Source organism: Aestuariibius violaceus, from assembly GCF_040779325.2.
Taxonomy (GTDB): domain Bacteria; phylum Pseudomonadota; class Alphaproteobacteria; order Rhodobacterales; family Rhodobacteraceae; genus Aestuariibius; species Aestuariibius violaceus.
On record NZ_JBFONT020000012.1, the window covers coordinates 1 to 19,205 of the forward strand.

Sequence of the window (19,205 nt, forward strand, 5' to 3'; positions counted from 1 at the left end):
CATCGATCACTGGCTCAAACAGTACAATCACACGCGTCCTCATCAGGCGCTCAATATGCGCACACCGGTTCCACAAACTATATTAGAGAGAGCCCAAATCAGTGGCCCAGATACAGGGGGCTAGACACTTTCTGCACGCGCAACACGTTGTTTTTACACAGAATCGGGACTATGCTGCCGTCCGTCTCGAGCAAAAGATGCTACAGTCGCAGCCCGCTTTGCGGTGATTCGCTGCGAGAGCAAAATCTGCGGGCGATCGCGCTCACGGCCTGCGGGACTAAGCGGACCTATGCTGCGGCTTTCTCAATGACTGCTTCAGTAACAACTCCGCGCTTTAGTGTTAGAGGGACTTCGTGAAGCCAGTGAACCGATTTTGCATGATGTCAGCCCAACCCGATAGATAGTTACCTCTCATTTCGACAGCTTGGTCGCCTCTTGCTTCCCAACCAGTATGGACCAAGGTGATTACGGTGCTACCGTCGTCTGCCGATTCAAACTCTACCGAAACTGTTGTTGCCTCAGCCTCTGAAAGTCCGGGATGCCAGCTAAATGAAATGTGCTTTCCTTCTTCGTAGGCAAGGATCGTGCCCCAAGCTCTCCGCTCCCCCTTTGCGGAAATCTCAAAGACTTGGCCGCCCTCGTGGCGCTCAATGACGACAATCTCGGGGACAGGTTCGCCAAGATATGGGCTGACTGAATGTGTTTCTAGTGGCCACCAAAGGGATACCTTGGACACAAAAGCATCGAAGGCTTCCTGCGGATTGCGTTTGATCGTGGTGACGACTTTGATCGGGTCAAGCGGCATGTGACTACTCTTCTTGTTCGTTGATTGAGACTAACAAATCTGACCAATGAGCTGTCCAGAATGCTCGCATCTCGTTTAGTTTCTGTTTGTTGATGAAATAGATGTTGCGAGTCCCTTCCGGACGAACGCGAATGATGTCCGCGTCTTTCAGAACTTTGAGGTGCTGTGACATTACAGGTTGCGACACATCAATCCTCATAGTCAGCTCGCGTACTGACAGCGGCTGTCGTGCAAGTTCGTCGATGACGTTCTGGCGAACAGGGTGCGAAAGTGATTTCAACTCATCTTCATAAGGCATATCTTATGATAAGCATGTCCCTATATAACCCACAAGCATAAAAGTTGGAGAAGGCTGCGCCGCCTACACAAGCCGGCCGTTGGGACGGAGCGCAGCATCAGTCAGTTCGGGCTCACTGCTGCCGTCGAAGCGTGCGCAGCAATCGGTTCATGGGCCTGCCCTGCGCGGAACGGCCCAAGGCCGACCTTCAGCACGGGTCATGTATGCTGCGTGTGCGCCCGCATAGCGGATATTCATCGAGTGTCTTCAATCTTTTCGAATCTCGGTAACGATAAGCGCGAGAATGATCACTCCCATGGAAGTCACTCGGAAAAGCATAGTCGAATGACCATCTTTTTCCCTGTTGGCCCGGCATCAATTCCAAAGGGCAATACGGGTTTTGGCAAGGCAACAACGTATCCCCAGTTATGTGTCTGACGTGGGAAGCAACTTCGCCGCCATAACAGCACGACAGTTGAAGCCTCAGTCAGCTTTCCTTAGTAACAGTGCGCAGATTAAGGCCACAAATCCGCCAAGGCCAAGCACGGCGAATGCACCGGGCCATTGCAGAGTCTCCGGCAAGACATCCAGAGTGATCCCGAAGCTGATCGGGGCCAATGCCCCGCTGCCAATGCCCAGTACGGATCGTACACCCAACGCCGCACCAAGCTTGTGAGCAGGCACCGTGTCCGTCATTGCCGCGGACAAGACCGCGGAGTCTCCTATGATGACAAAGCCATAGATCGCGACGACGATCATCAGGGCAATCGGACCGATTGCCGGCAGCCAACCCAAGATGAATGAACAGAGCATCCCGAGAAAAGCAAACCCAATCAGCACGCTGCGTGCGCCGAAACGGTCCGATGCATAGCCCGAAAGAATGGACGAGAAAAACCCAGTCAGGTGTAAAGCGCAGGCCGTCCAGATGCCGATCTCGGTGAAGGATGTCTCTCCCGCGAGTAGGAGCGACGATGCGACAAAGGCAGGAACCCAGGCCCAGGCGCCAAACAACTCCCAGCAATGCCCGACATAGCCGATCGTAAGCAGCACCGTTTGACGTTTGGCGAAGGCGGAGAACGGTACGGCTGCGGGTAAAGCGGTTCTGATTGGCTCTTCAACACGAGCGGTTGCCAGGTGACCGAACGGCACGCCCAGAACGGATACTAAGGCAGTTAGCAGGAAAGCGGCTCTGTAGTCGAACCACTCCAGCATAGTGCTCGCACCGATGATCGAAATGACATAGCCCGCCGACATGCCGGATAGGACCCATCCCATCGCCGATGACTTGCGCGCTGCCGGTACGTTGGCCGAAGCGAGCATCAATGCCGGCGTGTAGGTTCCGCCTTGAGCGAGACCGATCAAGGAGACCAGGAGCAATGCGGACGCTTGGGAGCGCGCATAAACGGCAAAGGCAAGAGCCGTCAGTGCAACAAGTACGGTCGAGACTCTGTAAACAAACTTCGGCCCCAATCGGTCGCAGGCGAGCGACGCGACCAGGAGCGACACCGCAAACGCCGCAGTGAACCCAGCCTGAACGGCCCCCGCTTGGGCCGCCGTCATGTCCCAGGCTTCCATCAAGGTCACGAGGCAGGCAGCGTATGTCATGAACACAGCCGTTGCGCAGACGCGCGATACCACGAGGAGGGGCAGGAACGAGCTGTTCTGTTTCATGGGGTGCTGTGTGCACGCGACGGCAGTTTGGCATCAGTCAAGCACGACACAACCAAGTCTGCAAAGCTGGTCGGGTCGGATACGGGCCAGAGGTGGTCCGCTCCTGCGATCTCGCGGTGGTTGCCATTAAGACAGCCCGCCGCCGCACGGGACGGAACCGCCCACATTGGTCGCGAACATGCACCCCAGGCAACTGAGATAGGCACTCCCGACCGTGCGAGATTGGCCAACTCAGGCGCTTCGGCGTCGCCGCTAGTCTTGGCTCCTACCAGATGTGGCATAGTATGTGCGTTTTCGAGTGCCCAAGCTTGCAAGTTGGGCGGCAGGAGAGCGAACCGACGGCCCCCTCCGGAGGCGGCTACAAGGTGTTCGACTGATCGCTTTGTGTCCCCGGCCGCAAGTGCCGCCATGACGGGAGCGAACACCTCTAGGGCGTCCTCGTTGAGCATTGCCGCATCGTCGGGACTGGATACCAGCCAAGGTGCGCTCGGTTCGTAGATCAGGACACCAGAGACGAGATCGGGACGGGCGGCCACGATACGCAGGGCAACGTTCGCTCCGTAGGACCAACCGACGACATAGGCCGGACCCGCATCGATCGTCGTCAGAATTGAGACGAGATCGACCGCATGCGTAGCTTCGGGGAAAGATGGCCCGTCCTCTCGCCAGGAGTGCTTGCCAAACCAGCGCAAAGTGGGTGCGACGCAGCGAAACTGGTCCCCAAGCGCTTCGACGACAGGCGACCATGTTCGGTGGTCGCTCGCCGCGCCGTGAACGAAAAGAACGGGATGGCCGTCTCCCAGATCGAGACAAGGGAACTCGCCCCTTTCGGTTGTAATGTTCATCGCTCTTTCTTTCGGAGTTTGGACCCGGGATCGCGCGGGTTAGTGCTACGATACAGCGGCTGTAAGCGTGGAACTGGCGGAACCAAGCGCTTCTGGCCTGAATCGGCAGTGCGGAAGAAGTGAGAAGGCACCTGGTTCTAAAGTGGCAGCAGACCATTCATCACGGGATGGTGCCTCGTCCGGTTGTTGCCTATCCGCAGGCGAAGCCAAGTTATAAGGGCGCAAGGCTCAACATCACAGCTCCTTGAAGTAGCGCGCGACCGGCCAGCGGCGGAATCCGAAGCTCTCGTATGCAGCGCGCGAAGCCTCGTGCCCGGGATCACCACCGGTCTCTACCATCACCATCTTCAATCCTGCGCGTCTGAACTCGTCGGTGGCGAATGACATCAACGCCGTTGCGACCCCGCGCCGCTGATGTTCGGGCGCCACCGCGACAATGTGGATTTCCCCCATCATGTCCTCTGGATGGGCCTGCAGACCGACGAAGCCCACTAGGCTGTCATTCGCATGTGCGGTCCACACGTCGCAGGTCGCATCCTTCAGGAGCGCCTTTATGTCCGCGACTTGGCGCACCTCCCATCCATTAGGATAAAACGCGTCCAGAACGAATTCGTCGTTGGTCTTCGCCATCGCTTCGAAAACGGGTGCCCAGGCTTGGAGGCTGAGATCGAGTAACTCTTCGGTATAGCGCTCATCAAAAGGTCTGATTTCAAACGTCATATCCAATTCCTCAACTGGGTCGATGTATTCCATGTGCGTCGCCACGGACTTCGTGATCAGTCGACGAGCCAACGCTCCGCAAAGTCATACTCTGCTGTTAGACAATGGCGACGCCCGCAATTTGCTCATTCACCGGAACAAATGGGCTTTTCAGCCGATACTGATCGATTTCGCAGTTTGAGAAGCCAACGGCACGGATCAGCGACGCCGTATCCTGGTCCAGACAACACCCCTCGAACACATAACGCCAAGGCCGCCGCAGTAACCTTTGCAAGCGTCTCAACATTGATCCATGCGGCGCTTCTACATGTTCCACAAACAGAAACTTCCCACCCGGTTTGAGTATCCGACGAGTTTCTTCGAGGACCCTGCGCGGCTCACCAACAGTGCACAAAACGAGTGTGCAGACGACGAAGTCCACCGATGCTTCGGGCAACCCCGTAGCTTCTGCGCCAACCGGGAGGATCTCAAGGTTTACGCCGCGCCGTGCCGCCCGCCGTTCCAAAATTGGGCGCATCTGGGCGTTGGGCTCGATGCCGATGACGCGATGCGCACCAGCCAGATACGTCAAGTTCGCACCAACGCCAGGTCCTATCTCGACGACGGTCCCCGATAGGTCGGCAAAAAGAGCGGATTTCTTCGCGTGCAGAAGGCGGTTCACGTAGCTATCGACAGCAGCCAGGAACCACGCGTTGAGACGGCCGCGAAGCGGGTTGTTCTGTTGAACGGACATGGAAACTCCAGGGATGGTTTTCTTAAGGCGTGATCATCGGATTGGCTGCTCTGTGCCAGCCTCGACCCGCCCGAAGGCACTTCGGTTCTAAGTCGTGGCGGCTATCGCACCTCCTCGACCAGCAGAGTGTCGTAGTGCTGCGCGCGCGTATCGTAGTGCGCCAGTACCTTCTGGGCTCGTGTTGGTACGTGAGACCTCTCATAGTCTTCGCCGACAAAACCCTTCACGGCATCGAGATCTCGGAACCGCATGATCGTGATGAACTCCACGTCTTCCTCCCGGGCCCTCCGCAACAGTTCGATGCTCTGAAAGCCGGGGACTTTCATCGCCAGAATGCCGGGAATGACCTCGCCGGTGACGACTCCCTGGTAGCGGTCTGCGTTTTCGTGCGTGGCATAGCCATGCCAGATGCGTCTGATCATACGCGTCTCCATCTTTGTGATTGAACTGGCTCCAAGCCCGTCTCGATGACGTCTGCGATATCACTGGAACTGGCCGCATGTCCTGCCAAAGACAAATCGGGCATATCAAATATTGGCACGAGTAGTGTTGAGTGCGGTACCATTTGGCATAATATGCCAACATGGATGATATCGATAGGCGAATCATATCGACACTTCAGACTGAGGGGCGACTGAGCAATGCCGAACTAGCCGATCGCGTCGGCCTGTCTCCCTCGCCGTGCTTGAGACGGGTCAAATTGTTAGAAGGACAGGGTGTGATCGCTGGCTACAAAGCTATCATTGACCGTGAAGCGGTAGGGCTAGCGCTGACCGTGTTCGTAGAAATCACTGTAGCGCGTCACTCCCGGCAGAACGCCGCGCTTGTCGCAGAAAGCCTTTCGGGGATCCCGGGCCTTGTCGCCTGTCACATGGTTTCCGGCAATGCGGATTTCCTGGCCGAGATCGTCGTTTCCGATCTGACCGCTTACGAACGGCTGTTGACTGAGAACATTCTGACGATCGACGCTGTCGAGCAGATTAGGTCAAATTTTTCCCTGCGCGCGGTTTGTACGTCACAACCGTTGAAACTGGCGCCGGTGTAGATCAAGGACTGACGAGGGGCCGACCATATATGAACTCAGATCGGTCAGTCGAGCGCCTCATCGAAGGCTTACCGGTTTGATCGCGGGATCAACTCATCCTTGAGGTTCGCCGGAAGGCCAAGATGGCATGGAGGGCGATCCCGGACAAAAAGAGAAAAGCGACACACAGCTGCATTTCAGGATCGCCGAACCTGCCTGATACGAACAGCAAGAGCGGCGTGCCCAGCAGGTTGCCCGTGTTGCCCAATTGAGCCATGAGGCCATAGGCGAGCGCCTGATGTTCAATGTCATTGTTCAACTCTGGAACCGCAGTAAAGCTCGCCCCCTGAACGAGGCCAAGAACGGCGAAAAGCGCAATCGCAAATCCTGCCCCGAACCCCACAAACATGTTGAGCAATACCAGGGCGCACGCGAGGGCAAATCCCGCCACAATGATCGCCACGCTGCCAGCTCTGCGCAGTAATAACGGCACGACCAGCAAGGAAACCGCGATGCTGGCCATCGGCATCATTCCGGCGACTTGCGCGGCGTTTTCCTGTTCCAGTCGTTCTGGCAGCAGCGCCAGAAGCGACACGAAGGTCAGTGTATAGGCAAGCCAGCCAGCACCCGGTGCGGCTATGAATGGCGATGCATAAGCACGACGATGGGCGACCAGGATACTGGCGCTGCGCACTCCCGGAGCGGGCTGCGGGGTCTTCGTGTTCGGCAGGAACACCGATGCGAGAATACCAATCGCCAACAAGAACGTGCCATGTCCCGCAAGGAGCAAGGCCAAGCCGCCTGCGCCGACAAAGGGCATTATTCCCCAGGCGACGATTGCAAACGAAACGCCGAAAAACGTGCTCCATAGCGTCATGGCCGCGCCGACATATCTCCGGTCGCTGATCTGCGCGATCAAGGTTGGCGCAGCGACCACGACCGCAAGATGCGACGTGCCCTCAATAATCCTGCTGATCAGCATTGAAGGAAAGGACGGAAGCAAGGCCTGCCAAAATGACATCAACGCTCCGAGCGCGAGACCGTATACAAGTATGCGCTTGGGCCCGAACTGCCCTACGACGCTGCCGGCGACAACACCCAGTATCGCGCCCACCAAGCTCACAAGAGACAAAAGCCAACCCAGTTCCGTGCCGAGGTCTGGATACGTTTGGCGGAAAAGACCAAAGGGCACTGCAATCTTCGCAAATTGTGCAGCCGCGCCCAGGCCCGCAAACCAGAGCAGAAGGATCAGAAGAGGCTTTGAAACCCGTGCGTTCATGCCCCCCAGCTACCCGACGGGCAGAGACCGGGCCACGCATAAAAAATGCGAGGGGCTAAAGCCCGGTGACCAGACGTGCGGGTCGCCCGTCAGCGAGGTACATTCGTTCCCAAAGCATTCCGCCTGCGCTGATCTTCAATTCCGGGTAGATCGCCTCTGACGTCACCAGGAACTGAGGTTGCGGGTGTTCCTGGTCCCACCAACCCTTGGCTTCGAGTTCGTTTTCGGCACGGCGGATTTCCTCGGTTGCAAAACGCCACAAGGAAACACCAACCATACCGCGATCGGTTGAATTCCAGTCTTTTGCTCGGCTTTTGGAATAGGCTAGGCACTCATGGCTAGCCTCATCCACAAGGTGGACACAAAACGACGCGCCTTCGACCAGCCGCCTCAGCGCAGCATCGTTGGTGCACTTGGCGGAGAGACATTCAAATGCCTGTCTCTGCATATCAGCATCTGGAGTTTGTATTCCGTTTTCCCAACGCGAGACGGTCGTTTGATTGACCTCAAGCGCATGTGCCAGGGCCTCCTGTTTGATCCCGCTCGCTATCCTTTGCCGCTTCAGCCGCTTCGCGAATGCCGGGAACAGAGGGTTCAAAACGTCATCCATATTCAAAGAAGTATTACCATCGAAGTGTTTCTCCAAGCCCAAGGTGATGGGTAGGTTCCACCACCACCACACCCGCAAAGGTCTGCCGGGAACGACGGTCAGTTCCTTTCCTCTATGGGAAACCTAGGTGAGCGCGGTTTAGTTAGGCCTAACCCCGCTCAACAAATCTAGCGGCGGAAGGGAGACGCTCGGCCGGATCACGAAGAAGGGCGATCGTTACTTCCGCAAGATCTAGATCGTCTCGAACTCGCGCAACACAGAACCATCCGGACCTCTAGGCCGCCTCAGCTTCCAGCGCTCGTCGCACGGTTGGACGTTGGGCCATCATTTCTCGATGTTCCGCCACCTTGGGAAACTGAAGAGGATCGACACCGTCCGGTTCCATCCACTGAGCAAAGGTAAAAAGATACGGATCGGCCACAGAGTAGTGTTGGCCGAGCACGAACGGTCCGTCTAGGTAGAAATCCTCAATATGTGAATAGGCTGCCGCAACAGTAACCGGAACCTTACGTTGCATCGCCTCAATCGCCGCTTCATCGTCGACCCACCTATGCCCGCGCATACGATGGGCATGGGCAACGTGCAACGTGGATGCCATGAAACTATTGAATTCTTGAAGTCTCGCAAATTGATACGGATCGCCAACAGGCGCTAGCTGTGCATCAGGAAAGAGTTGCGAAATATAAACAAGGATTGCGGGGGTTTCGGTCAGAACACCCGATGGCGTGACCAAGGCCGGTACCCGCCCCTTCGGATTGATTTCAAGGTAAGAGCCGGAGTTATGTTCGCCCTGTTCGATCGATAACCGATGCAGGTCATACAACGCTTCGGCGTCTTCCAAAGCGACGTGGGAGGCCAGTGAGCAGGTGTCCTGCGCATAGTAGAATTGCAAACGTTCATTCATGACTGCTTTGCCCCGTCGATGCCATCTGCTTCATAGAAGCAGCACAACTGAGTGGGTCACAATAACCAAAAAAATGGCCCGTTACTCGATCCCGAACAACGGCCAGGCTGGGCTTGCTGCCGCCATCGGAGCAAGTGCGCACGACGCCACCAGACACCCCCTCTCAGAAGGGGACGGCCCATGAGAGACATTCGGCGGCATCCGGCTACGCTGCGCTCGAGCCCGCTTTCCAGCCATTCGCTGCGAGCGCGAACTTTGAGGTAGGTTTAGCTCACCAGAATGTGGACTTTCCGACCTTCGCTCTGATCTGGACACAGTAGTCGTCTGGAGCAACGGTTTTGAACTTAGATTTGACATGAATCGGTGCAAAACATCGATCAATTGCGTGGTATTGGAGAGCATTCCAGCCCGGCAAGCTGGCGGCAAATCGGAAAATGTTGAGCAAAGAGCGCATGATTAAAGTCACGAACTTCAGCAAGCAGTACAAAGGCTTCACTGCCGTAAAAAACCTCAGCTTTTCGGTCGAACCAGGCCAAATCCTTGGATTGCTCGGGCCAAATGGGGCGGGCAAAACAACGACCTTGCGTACATTGTGCGGGATTATCCCGCCCAGCTCAGGGAGCCTCATGGTTGCTGGCCATGACGTTGTCCAAGCGCCCATCGCAGCCAAACAGAACCTCGGCTATATCCCTGACGATCCACGGCTCTTTGACACCATGACCGTTTGGGAACACCTGGCTTTCACGGCGGCTGCTTACAAACTCGCAGACTTCGAAAAGGATGCCGAAGCGCTCCTTGCGTCATTCGAACTCACACACAAGCGCAATACGCTCGTCCACAACTTGTCGCGCGGTATGCGGCAAAAGGTGGCGATCGCCTGTGCCTTTTTGCACGACCCAAAAGTGCTCCTGTTCGATGAACCCCTGACGGGGCTGGATCCCCAAGGCATCCGGGGGATTCAACAAGCAATCCGCGACCGCGCACGGGCTGGCGCGGCCATTATTATAAGCTCGCATCTTTTGAGCCTGTTCGAGAACCTGTGTACACATATCATGGTGCTGAACCTTGGCGAGTGCCGCCGATTTGGCCCCATGGAAGACCTGCTGAGCGAGGTTGGCCATACGGACAGCACTTCCGCCCTTGAAGAAGTGTATTTCTCAATCACGCAAGCGGCAGACCAGGGCTCAGAGACAGCGGTGGTCTAAGAGATGGATGCTGCTCTTTGCCGACTTCTCATGTTGCGACTGCGTGGCGGTCTGCGCCAGCGCTTGCTCCAGTTGGCAAGCGTGCGCGGCCTGCTTTTCACCCTTGCCTTCGGGGCGGTCATTTGGTTCCTGATCGTTTCGAACGGTTCCTCGGGCACGAGCGTCTTTGCATCCGCGGCTCTGGACCGGCAGGCGTTCGGCGAGCAGATCATTACCTTCATGCCGTTCAGCATGCTTGGGCTGTCGCTGCTCACCGTATTGATGACGACCGGGCCTACGTTTCATTTCTCGCCGAATGAGGTCAATTTTCTCTTTACCGGGCCGTTCCGCCGACGGGATCTGATCCTCTATAAGTTCGCGGCCTATGTCGCTGGCGTCACCTTGAGCAGCGTGTTCGTTACGCTCATTGCACCGCCGCAAATAGGATCGGCCCTGTCTGTCTTTATCGCCACGCTGCTGACGCTTGTGTTCGTTCAGCTGAACAGCGCCGTCATCAGTATGACCGGGCATGCGCTCGACGGCAGTAGGCTCGCAAGGATACGATGGCCCGCAACGGCATTGCTTTGCATAACCGCAGCGGCAACCTTGCTTTACGCATGGGCCATGCCCGACCGTGGGATAATCGACCTTTTGTCCGAGTTTCGATACTCATGGATCGGAACCATAATCTTGATCCCCTACATCGTGTTCGCCGAACTTTTCGTGGCGCCATCGGTTTCACATCTGGCCCTTTGGGCTCTTGTCGCGGTCGTCATCAATGCGGCGCTGCTGCGCGCTGTTATCGTGCTCGATGCGCGCACGACCGACCGCTCCCTCGCGGAGAACGCCCGCCTGAGCAACCGATGGGAGCGCATCAAACAAGGTGGCTCTTTCTGGGCGACCGAACGGACCGAAGTGCGCTCGGTCCGTCGTGCACCAATTCTAGGCGGCTTGGGGCCCATTGCCGCGCGGCAGGCCCTCAATGCGTTGCGGAATTCGTTCAGGCTTATCCTGGTATTTGTTTGTCTCGCCGCGTGTATTGCGCCGATTTCCTTGGCGCTCGGCGCGCCGATCACGGAGGCACAGACTTTGATGATTATCTATGTGTTCATCGCATTCATCCTACCTCGCAATCTGATCTGCGACTTTCGCGGCGACCTGAGTCGGATGGAAATCTATAAGACACTGCCCATCGCTCCCTGGCGCATTTGCACAGGCCAACTCGTGGTTCAGACACTGCTGGCCTATTTCATTGCTTTGACAATTATAGCGAGCGCACTTGTCTTCGAGGAGAGGGTCACGACACAAGTTGCACTGGTATTAGCGGCTTTCGCGCTACCGTTGACGTTTCTTATCTATGCAGTCGAGAACACGGTCCATCTTCTGTTCCCGACAAAGCTCGTTGCGATGGGACGGGCAGACTTCGAATTTCTTGGTCGCTCAATTGTCGAGTTTATCGCGAAGACGGTTTTCGTTTTCGCTGCTATGGCGGCATCAGGTGCCGTGGGGCTGGTCACATTCAAAATGATGGGAACCACATTGGTTCTGCCGGGATTGGCCAGCTGGCTTACACTGATGTTGATCGGACTTCTGACATTGTTCGCACTGCAATATGCTTTCCGGCGCTTCGCGGTCGCAGAAACCATCGACTAAGGCAAAGAAAGAGGAACTCCAGTTAAGACGACAAGGTGGATCTATGAGGTCTATCCTATCCATCCGAATGGGGGGGGGTTGGCCTGAGACCTGGAAGCAAGGTGCATAGACATTAAAAGAAGCTTTATCGAGAATTGCGGCCCACTTTAGTTACGTTCATGAAAAACACCGGATTCTCCAGACCGGCCAATCGCTGCGCCTGCGAGTTCGTCGGTTTGATAAAATCACCGTTTGCGGGACAAACTGTGAATTCGCTGCGATAGCACGAAAGTCCGGAGTGCGACATTGCTTCTCCCGGGAATTAAGGGATCTATTCCTCGGTCCTTGCGAAAGCGATGCCGACTCCACTCAAAAAGAACATACCGCCCACGCTTCGCTGCAGCCCTATCATCAGCCCTTGCGAGAGTTCGAGCTGGCGAACACGATCTCCAAACACTGAGTAGGTCATCGCGACAAGAAAAGCGCCGGCTCCACAGATGGCCGTCATTCCGGCCAGTTGCGTGACAGTGCCACCTTCGTGGGAAAGGAACTGGCGGAAGAGAGCCGTGAAGAAAGCGATGGCTTTAGGGTTGGCAATAGCGACTGCGAAACCACCGCGAAAGAGGGCAGTGGCAGTCCGCGAGGGCCGCGTCGTGCCTGCGCCGAGCACAATGGGAACGTGTGCGGCCCGCCACATGCGAATGCCGATATAGACCAGATAGGCGGCACCTGCATACTTCACGATCGAGAACAGCAAGGCTGAGCCCACGATGATCGCACCGAGTCCGACCGAGGCCGCCGCCGCTTGGAGTGTGGACGCGCAAGCATTGCCGAGCGCCGTGGCGACCGCACGGTCGGCTCCGAACCGTGCTCCATCAGCAAACGCCAGCAAAGTGCTCGGACCAGGGATGAGCGAAACCCCCAACACTGTAAGAATGAAAAGAAGCCATTCCTGAGCGGTCACCTGGCGTCTCCGCTAGCTCTCCGTGAAATCATCGAGCCGAACCGCCATCGTCCATTCCACCTCTATGGCTGCGGAGCGATTGCCAGATGCCGAAAATGCTTATGACGATCCAGAAGAACTCCATGACCACCGACGCGAGGTTGAAATTATAGTACAGGGACAGGGAAATTAGCAGAGAGCCCACGAGGTTGATCGTGGGGAACTCCCATCGAGCCGCGTCAAGAAGCCGGGCCTGCGTTAAAAAGTAGGCTGTGACCACCATGACGGTGCCGAACGATCCGATGAGGTCGACGAAGCCAAGATCGAAGTTCATGCGAGGAAATCTCCCTTTGAGCCCCCTTGGGCATGCTGCACCGATTGACCGCGCCCGCTATGGATCGCGGCAAGGCTTGGTGCTATGGAATCAATAGTGTTCAGCGATAGTGCTATGGAAAGCAGAGCGCATGGTCAAGATACCGCGACCGGGGCAGCCGGTTCGAGGCTCGCGCAGCGGCGCGCCCGTGATGGCCCTCCTAGACCTTCTTGGGCGGCGGTGGGCAATGGGAGTTGTCTGGGTCCTCTCAGAGATTGGTCCGACGACATTCAGGGGTTTGCTGGAAGCCTGCGAGACGATCTCTCCGGCAGTTCTGAATCAACGCTTGAAGGAACTGCGCGCGGCTGGTCTCGTGACTCGGGAGGAAGGTGGCTACGCCGTCACGCCCATCGGGCGCAGCATTTACGAACAGCTTGTCCCGCTTACCGATCTTGCCACCGAATGGGCCGCGCGGCTACCGGATCGGGACTGTTGACCCATGCCATTGAAGTGAACCTTTCTCGGAGGTAACGAAAATCACTTAGCGCTCCAAATAGCTTCGAAACGGATCTTAAACGTCATGCACTGCGCGTTTAGGCTCATAAGGAACGCTATGCCGCGTTTGCAGCGGTACTCGCCGAAGCCGCCGTCCATTCGCGACGCAGCGTTCTGCACCAAGGGCTCTTCGCGGCCATCGCAGCTGACGCAGCATCACCGACTTGCTCAACGAGATCCGCCACCAAAGACGGCCCAAACCGGTCACTCGAGACCGATCACTCTTTCTGCGCCTGCAACCCGCATAACCGCCATTCGCTGCTGGAGCGAAATTCGTGGGCAGTTGAAGGTCGGGACCGCGGGACGAAGTTGCCATTGGGTTTGATTGGCGGAATGTCAGGTTTCGAGAACTGCCATGCACAGGCAAGCCCTACTGCAAATCCTTAAACAGTGGGGCGTTTGAGAAATAGTCCAGCCACTCCAGAGGCGACCAAGAAACTACCACCAACCCGGTTCATCCAACGAAGAACTGATAACCGCCGGACAAAGCGGCGCAAGACATCTGTTCCAAATGCAAACGCTAACCCATTCAGCGTTGCTAAGGCTGAAAAGGTTATCACCAAAATAGTTGCCTGCCATAAATAGCTACTGTCTGGTCCGATGAATTGAGGGATGAAAGCAGCCGAGAAAGCAATGCTCTTTGGGTTAAGTGATGTGACGAAGAAACCATCTCGTAGACCGTGCAAAGTCGAGCTGCGCTTCTTTTGAACAGCAATATCTAGGGGTGTCGGTTCAGCAGTGAAGAGCTTGATCCCGAGATAAATGATATATGCCGCACCGATAAATTTTATGGCAGTAAACGCCGAAGCAGAGGCAGTGAGGATCGCTCCGGCCCCGGCAATCGCAGCAGTTGATCCTACGAGTGTGCCAAGCCCTATGCCGATAGCAAGTGGTACTGAGACGTGTCGTCCGTCAGACAGTGATCTAGTGATAACCAGCGCGATTGTTGGGCCCGGAATTGCGAGAGCGATGGTGCTAGCACTTGTGAAAAGCAGAAATGAAATAGGGTCAATCATTTCTTGATCCTAGAGATTGAACTATAAAGCATCAATCACGAATGAGCTGCCGTTCGTTGACTGTGCAGCATCGGTCACAATGGGGCTCTCTACCGCCGTCGGAGGCAGTGCAGAATCTGATCTGTTGGCTCTGCCTCCTTGGATAATGACGGCCCCTAAGAGACATTCGCCACTTTGCCGCAATGCTGCAGTCGCGCCCGTATAGCCGCCATTCGCTGCAACTGCTAGATATCGGCAGTGATCAAGGGCGGGACGAAGCACCAATTAGCTGCGGCTGCGCCAAGGGCTGCTTTGAGAATTTGGCAGCGTCAATAACGGTCCTTTCCGCCAGTGCCAGAAACGGCCGAGTTTTGGCACATTCTGTGGTGCGGAGAAGCTCTGGAGCGACTGACTAGGGCCGAACTGTGACGCTCCGAAAGACAATCACCAGTCCCATTGTTCCGATCAGGGCACCGGCAAACCTATCCACACCGGAACGCGCGCGGTCGTAGCGTTTTGCGACCGGCTCGATTGAGGACGTGAGTGCAACAGCACCATACCAACCTGCAGAGATACAGAAGACGATCACAAGCACGAAGAGGCCAGTCAACGTTCCTGTCTGAGGGGGAAGAAACGCAGCAAAGGTCGAGGCGTAGACCAGAGCGGCTTTGGGGTTGCTGCCTTGCGTCAAAGCACCCAGACTGACCGCTTGGAACGCGGTCATATTTTGGCTGGTCGCTACGCCATCTTCTGCGGTTGCATCGGACGCTCTGCGCCAAAAGCGCCACCCGAGGTAGCAAAGATAAGTGCCTCCCGCGATCTTCAGGGCGAGGTAGAGGGATGGCACCTGGGCGAGGACAACCAGGAAACCTCCAAGCGCGAGACCAGCGAACGCAATACTGGCCACCGCGACACCGAATGCGGCGAGCAGCCCTTGACGGCGGCTTTTCAGCGCCATTCGGCTGACGACGATGAAACTCGGCCCTGGAATGATTGTCCCCGCAAGAATGCTACCACAAACAAGAAGAAGCGCTGTCGTATCACTCATTCACTTTCACCTTTTCTTGGCGTGACACCGGGAGGGCCAAAAGTCCGGCGGCGGCGATGATCAACACGCCAACCAGTCCGATCATGTTGGGGAACTCGGCGAAAAACAAACCACCCCAGACCAAGCTGAAAACGAGATAACTGTAATCGAAGGCGGCCACAGTGTTGGGTGGCCCTTTCTGATAGGCGATGGCCGCGCCGACGCTGCCGATCAGGATCAGAACGGCGAGTGCTGCAACGGTCGTAAGGAGCTGGAGATCGATCGCTTGCCAAGGGCCGAAGATGAACGATCCATCCTGCCCAGAGAACAGGCCAAGCATGGCTCCACTAACGATAAAGGTGATGTTCAAGGCGAGAGCCAGGACAAACGGATCATCCTCGCGGCATTTGGCGGAGGTCAGAACCATTGCACAGGCGTAGAGAAAGGCCGCCGCGACTGGTAGCAGCGTGCCGAGGGCCACACCCGATGTGTCAGGCCGGATGACAAGTAGAACACCAACAAAGCCCGCCGCGATGGCAAGGATCGCGCGGCCGGACGGCCATATGCGGCTGACAGCAGCGGCGAGGGCGACGATGAAAAGAGGACCGGTGTAGTAGGCTGCCGCCGCAAGTGACAGCGGCATGAGCGGCAGCGCCGAATAGTAACTGAGCCACATCAAAACTAGCAGCGTGCTCCGTAGGGTGGCCCAACCGATATTTGTAACGGCAATCGGACCTTTGCGGCGCGCGAACCACAATAGGACAGGCACGACGATGGACGAGCGGAGGATGAACATCTGCCAGAGCGGCAGCGACAAGCCTGTCGCCTTGATGACGGCATCCCCAAGCGAAAGCGCGGCAACGGACAGGATTATAGCGAGGACAGCGATCCTGGCGTTCGACATGATTACAGGGTCTCCGACAATGGCTTAGACAGCGCCGAAGAAGCATGTATCTTCAATCATGAAAAAGGAGTTTTTCGCTCATTCGCATGAGCCAGAGGAATAGATATTCGTTAGATGGCCCTTCCCCCGCTAAACCGCCTGAGACCGTTCGAGGCCGCCGCCCGCCTTGAGAGCTTTTCCATGGCCGCTACCGAGCTCGGGATGACCCAGACGGCGGTGAGCAAGCAGATCGCCGCATTGGAGCGCGAGCTGGGGGTCAGCCTCTTTGAGCGGCGCAACCGGGCGGTGTTCCTGACCGATGCCGGGCGTCGGCTGGGGCGGGTGGTGAGCGCTGCGCTGTCGGACATCACGGCTGAGCTGGCCGCTTTGCAAGGTCGGCGGCGCTCAGACGAGCTGATCCTGCACTGTCAGCTTTGCGAGGCGTTCTACTGGCTGATGCCGCGCCTATCGGGATTCCACGAACGCCATCCAGGCGTCGAGCTGCGCGTCGTCAGCAGCCTTAATCCGCTGACGGAGACCCCCGAAGCGTTCGACGTGGCTATGCAAACCTCCGGCCGAGCATCGGGATCGGCTCGTCTGGCCTTCACCGCAGCCGACGACATCTTTCCGGTCTGCGCCCCACCGCTCGTTACTGAGGAAACGCTGCCTCTTGATCCACGAAAGATCGTGTCGTTCCCGCTCCTGGCACACGCCGTCGCACCGCAGGACTGGATGGTCTGGGATGACTGGTTCACGTCCGTGGGCATCGAGATAGTAAATCGCCCCCGATATCTGTCCTTCGACAGCTACCCCCTCGCCTTACAAGCTGCTGTCGCAGGGCAAGGCATCGCACTTGGATGGCGCAGGACCACCGAGGGCATGATCGCCGAAGGCAAGCTCGTTCGGCCGTGCAAAGAGAAAGTCGAGCGTCCAACGGAGATTTCGGTCTACCGTGGCACATCGCACGAGCCACATCCGAACGCCGGTCAGCTTATCGCATGGCTAGAAGAAGAATTGAGTGCGTGATGGCTACGGCGGCTGAAAAACACGCGGCGAAAGTGCTGCTACTTCGTACTGTTTGAATCAAGGCTTGCGCTGATCAAACCGCACCACAGGCCCAGAAAGAAAGAAGAGTTTCCAGATATGCCAGCTACACTCCTGCCCGAGCTCACCCCGTGGTTAGTGTGCGCTGTCACGGTCTTTCTCGGAACGGTGGTTCAGCGTTTGTCAGGTGCGGGCTACGGGATGTTTGCGGCCCCGGTTATGGCGCTGGTGGCCCCGGAATGGCTGCCTGGAACCGTCGTGCTCGTCGGTTTCCTTATCGGCGCAGGCTCGCTTCTGAATGCCCGTGATGCGGTGCAATGGCGAGATCTGCCGCCAGGCTTCGCGGGTCGCATCCTAGGTGCGAGCATTGCTGCCTACATTGCCGCTGCCGTTGTCGGCACGGATGCATTGGCCATCATCGTCGGCTTCGCCGTTCTCTTCGCGGTCGCACTCACCGTTCTCGGTCTGACCGTGCCAATATCGGGAGGATCGCTGTTCGTTGCCGGTGGCGTCGGAGGCGTTATGGGCACTCTGACGGGTATTGGCGCGCCACCCATGGCGATCCTCTATGCAAATGTCGAAACGCGCTGAGCGGCGGCAACCCAGAACGCGTTCTACGGGTTTGGCACGCTGGTTGCGATTATCGCCCTTTCCATCGCGGGCGTTCTGTCGCTTCCACAACTTGCGTTCGCGGCATCGCTCGCACCACTGGTGCCGCTGGCCCTATGGGTGTCCCGACCTTTGGCGACACGGTTTGAGCGCGGAGCTATTCGTCCCTGGGCACTCGGCCTTGCGACGGTTTCGGCAGTAGCGCTTTTGGCGCGGACTCTTTGACTTACGAGTGTTCGAAAACGGTCTTTAACGAAACGGCCTCCAAAGCCTGGCACGACCCGGTCACCGATGAGTTGGAGCTGTAGCTTCCGCAAGCCGATATTCGTACGCCTTGCAGCATTCGGTAAAAAGGCCTCCAAGCTGCCACAGGAGCGCTTGCAGCATCCTGTGATATGTTGCTTTGGTCAACGTCGGGTTGTCGTTTTGGGAGGGAATGGCGGATCGGAGGATCAGTTATGGAAACACCAAACTTACCTGCAATTCGTGCGCTTCGCCCAGCCTGGAACAAGGGACGCATTGTCGGTCAGAAGCGACCACTGAAGCCAAAGCATGTTTGGGCAATCCGCGTCCGACTTGAATTGGCCGAGAACCATCGCGACCTCGCGTTGTTCAATATGGCCATCGACAGCAAGCTGCGAGGTTGTGATCTCGTTAGGATGAAAGTTGTCGATGTCATGGCGTCCGGTCAAATCAAGGAACGAGCATCGGTCCTGCAGAGCAAGACACAGAAACCTGTACGCTTCGAGATATCCGAAGGAACAAGAGCGTCTGTCGAGAAGTGGATGGAAGATGAGCTCATGGTCGGTTCAGAGTATCTTTGGCCAGGCCGCTTCCATGAGCGCCTGCACATCTCGACCCGCCAGTACGCGCGGATCGTTCGCGATTGGGTCACATCGATCGGCCTAGAAGCGACGGCATACGGAACCCATTCAATGCGACGTACCAAGGTTACGCAAATCTACAAGAAGACGGGAAATCTCAGAGCCGTTCAGCTTCTGCTTGGTCATACCAAGATGGATAGCACGGTCAGGTATCTGGGCGTCGAACTTGAGGATGCATTAGCTATCGCGGAAGCCATTGAAATCTAGAACTGCGGGGCCGCCAAAAAAGCGGCCCAATGCGGACCTTCATCCCAGCATCAAGCGCTGT

23 protein-coding genes and 2 pseudogenes are annotated in these 19,205 nt (G+C 56.9%); 10 read left to right on the forward strand and 15 right to left on the reverse strand.

Going from position 1 to position 19,205, the window contains the following annotated elements; translation table 11 throughout:
- The first annotated feature begins 1 nt into the window (after position 1).
- Positions 2–124 carry an integrase core domain-containing protein gene (locus AADZ90_RS20280; RefSeq protein ID WP_411997129.1) on the forward strand — a complete coding sequence of 41 codons (123 nt, stop codon included), beginning with the start codon at positions 2–4 and terminating at the stop codon, positions 122–124.
- A 216-nt stretch (positions 125–340) separates the two neighbouring features.
- Here AADZ90_RS20280 and AADZ90_RS20285 read toward each other — a convergent pair whose 3' ends face one another.
- From AADZ90_RS20285 to AADZ90_RS20315, 7 genes are all read right to left on the reverse strand, one after another.
- On the reverse strand, positions 341–805 hold the full coding sequence (locus tag AADZ90_RS20285; protein WP_367312486.1) for an SRPBCC domain-containing protein: 465 nt from the start codon (positions 803–805) through the stop codon (positions 341–343).
- A 4-nt stretch (positions 806–809) separates the two neighbouring features.
- Positions 810–1,103: an ArsR/SmtB family transcription factor gene (locus AADZ90_RS20290; protein ID WP_367312485.1), complete on the reverse strand. Its 294-nt coding sequence runs from the start codon at positions 1,101–1,103 to the stop codon at positions 810–812.
- 462 nt (positions 1,104–1,565) lie between these two features.
- A complete protein-coding gene (locus tag AADZ90_RS20295; protein WP_367312484.1) occupies positions 1,566–2,753 on the reverse strand; it encodes an MFS transporter in 1,188 nt (395 codons plus the stop codon).
- Positions 2,750–3,598, reverse strand: coding sequence for an alpha/beta fold hydrolase (locus tag AADZ90_RS20300; protein ID WP_367312483.1), 849 nt, complete (start codon positions 3,596–3,598; stop codon positions 2,750–2,752). Before AADZ90_RS20300 ends, AADZ90_RS20295 begins: the two co-directional genes overlap by 4 nt.
- 234 nt (positions 3,599–3,832) lie before the next feature.
- On the reverse strand, positions 3,833–4,351 hold the full coding sequence (locus AADZ90_RS20305) for a GNAT family N-acetyltransferase (protein WP_367312482.1): 519 nt from the start codon (positions 4,349–4,351) through the stop codon (positions 3,833–3,835).
- Positions 4,352–4,415: 64 nt separating this feature from the next.
- On the reverse strand, positions 4,416–5,051 hold the full coding sequence (locus AADZ90_RS20310) for a class I SAM-dependent methyltransferase (protein WP_367312481.1): 636 nt from the start codon (positions 5,049–5,051) through the stop codon (positions 4,416–4,418).
- A 101-nt stretch (positions 5,052–5,152) separates the two neighbouring features.
- Positions 5,153–5,473: a hypothetical protein gene (locus tag AADZ90_RS20315; protein ID WP_367312480.1), complete on the reverse strand. Its 321-nt coding sequence runs from the start codon at positions 5,471–5,473 to the stop codon at positions 5,153–5,155.
- 161 nt (positions 5,474–5,634) lie between these two features.
- Here AADZ90_RS20315 and AADZ90_RS20320 point away from each other — a divergent pair.
- Together AADZ90_RS20320 and AADZ90_RS20325 are read left to right on the forward strand one after the other, a co-directional pair.
- Positions 5,635–5,763, forward strand: a pseudogene (locus AADZ90_RS20320) (Lrp/AsnC family transcriptional regulator); the annotation flags it as partial.
- Positions 5,764–5,769: 6 nt separating this feature from the next.
- Complete coding sequence (locus tag AADZ90_RS20325; RefSeq protein ID WP_411997130.1) at positions 5,770–6,096, forward strand: Lrp/AsnC family transcriptional regulator; 327 nt, start codon at positions 5,770–5,772, stop codon at positions 6,094–6,096.
- An 88-nt stretch (positions 6,097–6,184) separates the two neighbouring features.
- Here AADZ90_RS20325 and AADZ90_RS20330 read toward each other — a convergent pair whose 3' ends face one another.
- Positions 6,185–7,354, reverse strand: coding sequence for an MFS transporter (locus AADZ90_RS20330; protein WP_367312478.1), 1,170 nt, complete (start codon positions 7,352–7,354; stop codon positions 6,185–6,187).
- A 55-nt stretch (positions 7,355–7,409) separates the two neighbouring features.
- A complete protein-coding gene (locus AADZ90_RS20335; protein ID WP_411997122.1) occupies positions 7,410–8,000 on the reverse strand; it encodes a helix-turn-helix domain-containing protein in 591 nt (196 codons plus the stop codon).
- A gap of 106 nt (positions 8,001–8,106) precedes the next feature.
- Between AADZ90_RS20335 and AADZ90_RS20340 the strand changes: the two are divergent.
- Positions 8,107–8,196: pseudogene (locus tag AADZ90_RS20340) on the forward strand (transposase); the annotation flags it as partial.
- A 42-nt stretch (positions 8,197–8,238) separates the two neighbouring features.
- On the opposite strand, the gene AADZ90_RS20345 reads toward AADZ90_RS20340, so the two are convergent.
- On the reverse strand, positions 8,239–8,868 hold the full coding sequence (locus AADZ90_RS20345) for a glutathione S-transferase family protein (protein ID WP_367312475.1): 630 nt from the start codon (positions 8,866–8,868) through the stop codon (positions 8,239–8,241).
- Positions 8,869–9,320: 452 nt separating this feature from the next.
- Here AADZ90_RS20345 and AADZ90_RS20350 point away from each other — a divergent pair, with 452 nt between their 5' ends.
- Both AADZ90_RS20350 and AADZ90_RS20355 read left to right on the forward strand, forming a co-directional pair.
- Positions 9,321–10,073, forward strand: coding sequence for an ABC transporter ATP-binding protein (locus tag AADZ90_RS20350; protein WP_367312474.1), 753 nt, complete (start codon positions 9,321–9,323; stop codon positions 10,071–10,073).
- Between the two features lie 3 nt (positions 10,074–10,076).
- On the forward strand, positions 10,077–11,705 hold the full coding sequence (locus tag AADZ90_RS20355; protein ID WP_367312473.1) for a putative ABC exporter domain-containing protein: 1,629 nt from the start codon (positions 10,077–10,079) through the stop codon (positions 11,703–11,705).
- Between the two features lie 310 nt (positions 11,706–12,015).
- On the opposite strand, the gene AADZ90_RS20360 is transcribed toward AADZ90_RS20355, so the two are convergent.
- Positions 12,016–12,648 (reverse strand): LysE family translocator, encoded by a 633-nt coding sequence (locus AADZ90_RS20360; protein ID WP_367312472.1) that lies wholly within the window; start codon positions 12,646–12,648, stop codon positions 12,016–12,018.
- 28 nt (positions 12,649–12,676) lie between these two features.
- Positions 12,677–12,961: a CBU_0592 family membrane protein gene (locus AADZ90_RS20365; RefSeq protein WP_367312471.1), complete on the reverse strand. Its 285-nt coding sequence runs from the start codon at positions 12,959–12,961 to the stop codon at positions 12,677–12,679.
- 190 nt (positions 12,962–13,151) lie between these two features.
- Here AADZ90_RS20365 and AADZ90_RS20370 point away from each other — a divergent pair, with 190 nt between their 5' ends.
- The gene (locus tag AADZ90_RS20370) at positions 13,152–13,436 is read left to right on the forward strand and encodes a winged helix-turn-helix transcriptional regulator (protein WP_411997131.1); all 285 of its coding nucleotides are present in this window, start codon (positions 13,152–13,154) and stop codon (positions 13,434–13,436) included.
- 442 nt (positions 13,437–13,878) lie between these two features.
- Here AADZ90_RS20370 and AADZ90_RS20375 read toward each other — a convergent pair whose 3' ends face one another.
- From AADZ90_RS20375 to AADZ90_RS20385, 3 genes are all read right to left on the reverse strand, one after another.
- The gene (locus AADZ90_RS20375; RefSeq protein WP_367312469.1) at positions 13,879–14,511 is read right to left on the reverse strand and encodes a LysE family translocator; all 633 of its coding nucleotides are present in this window, start codon (positions 14,509–14,511) and stop codon (positions 13,879–13,881) included.
- Between the two features lie 391 nt (positions 14,512–14,902).
- Positions 14,903–15,538 carry a LysE family translocator gene (locus AADZ90_RS20380; protein ID WP_367312468.1) on the reverse strand — a complete coding sequence of 212 codons (636 nt, stop codon included), beginning with the start codon at positions 15,536–15,538 and terminating at the stop codon, positions 14,903–14,905.
- On the reverse strand, positions 15,531–16,334 hold the full coding sequence (locus AADZ90_RS20385; RefSeq protein WP_367312467.1) for a DMT family transporter: 804 nt from the start codon (positions 16,332–16,334) through the stop codon (positions 15,531–15,533). The genes AADZ90_RS20380 and AADZ90_RS20385 overlap by 8 nt, the downstream gene beginning before the upstream one ends.
- A gap of 201 nt (positions 16,335–16,535) precedes the next feature.
- Here AADZ90_RS20385 and AADZ90_RS20390 point away from each other — a divergent pair, with 201 nt between their 5' ends.
- From AADZ90_RS20390 to AADZ90_RS20400, 3 genes are all read left to right on the forward strand, one after another.
- Positions 16,536–17,426 carry a LysR family transcriptional regulator gene (locus tag AADZ90_RS20390; RefSeq protein WP_367312466.1) on the forward strand — a complete coding sequence of 297 codons (891 nt, stop codon included), beginning with the start codon at positions 16,536–16,538 and terminating at the stop codon, positions 17,424–17,426.
- Between the two features lie 117 nt (positions 17,427–17,543).
- Positions 17,544–18,035, forward strand: a complete 492-nt coding sequence (locus AADZ90_RS20395) for a TSUP family transporter (protein WP_367312465.1) — start codon at positions 17,544–17,546, stop codon at positions 18,033–18,035.
- 476 nt (positions 18,036–18,511) lie between these two features.
- Positions 18,512–19,144 (forward strand): tyrosine-type recombinase/integrase, encoded by a 633-nt coding sequence (locus AADZ90_RS20400; RefSeq protein ID WP_367312464.1) that lies wholly within the window; start codon positions 18,512–18,514, stop codon positions 19,142–19,144.
- The last annotated feature ends 61 nt before the right edge of the window (positions 19,145–19,205 follow it).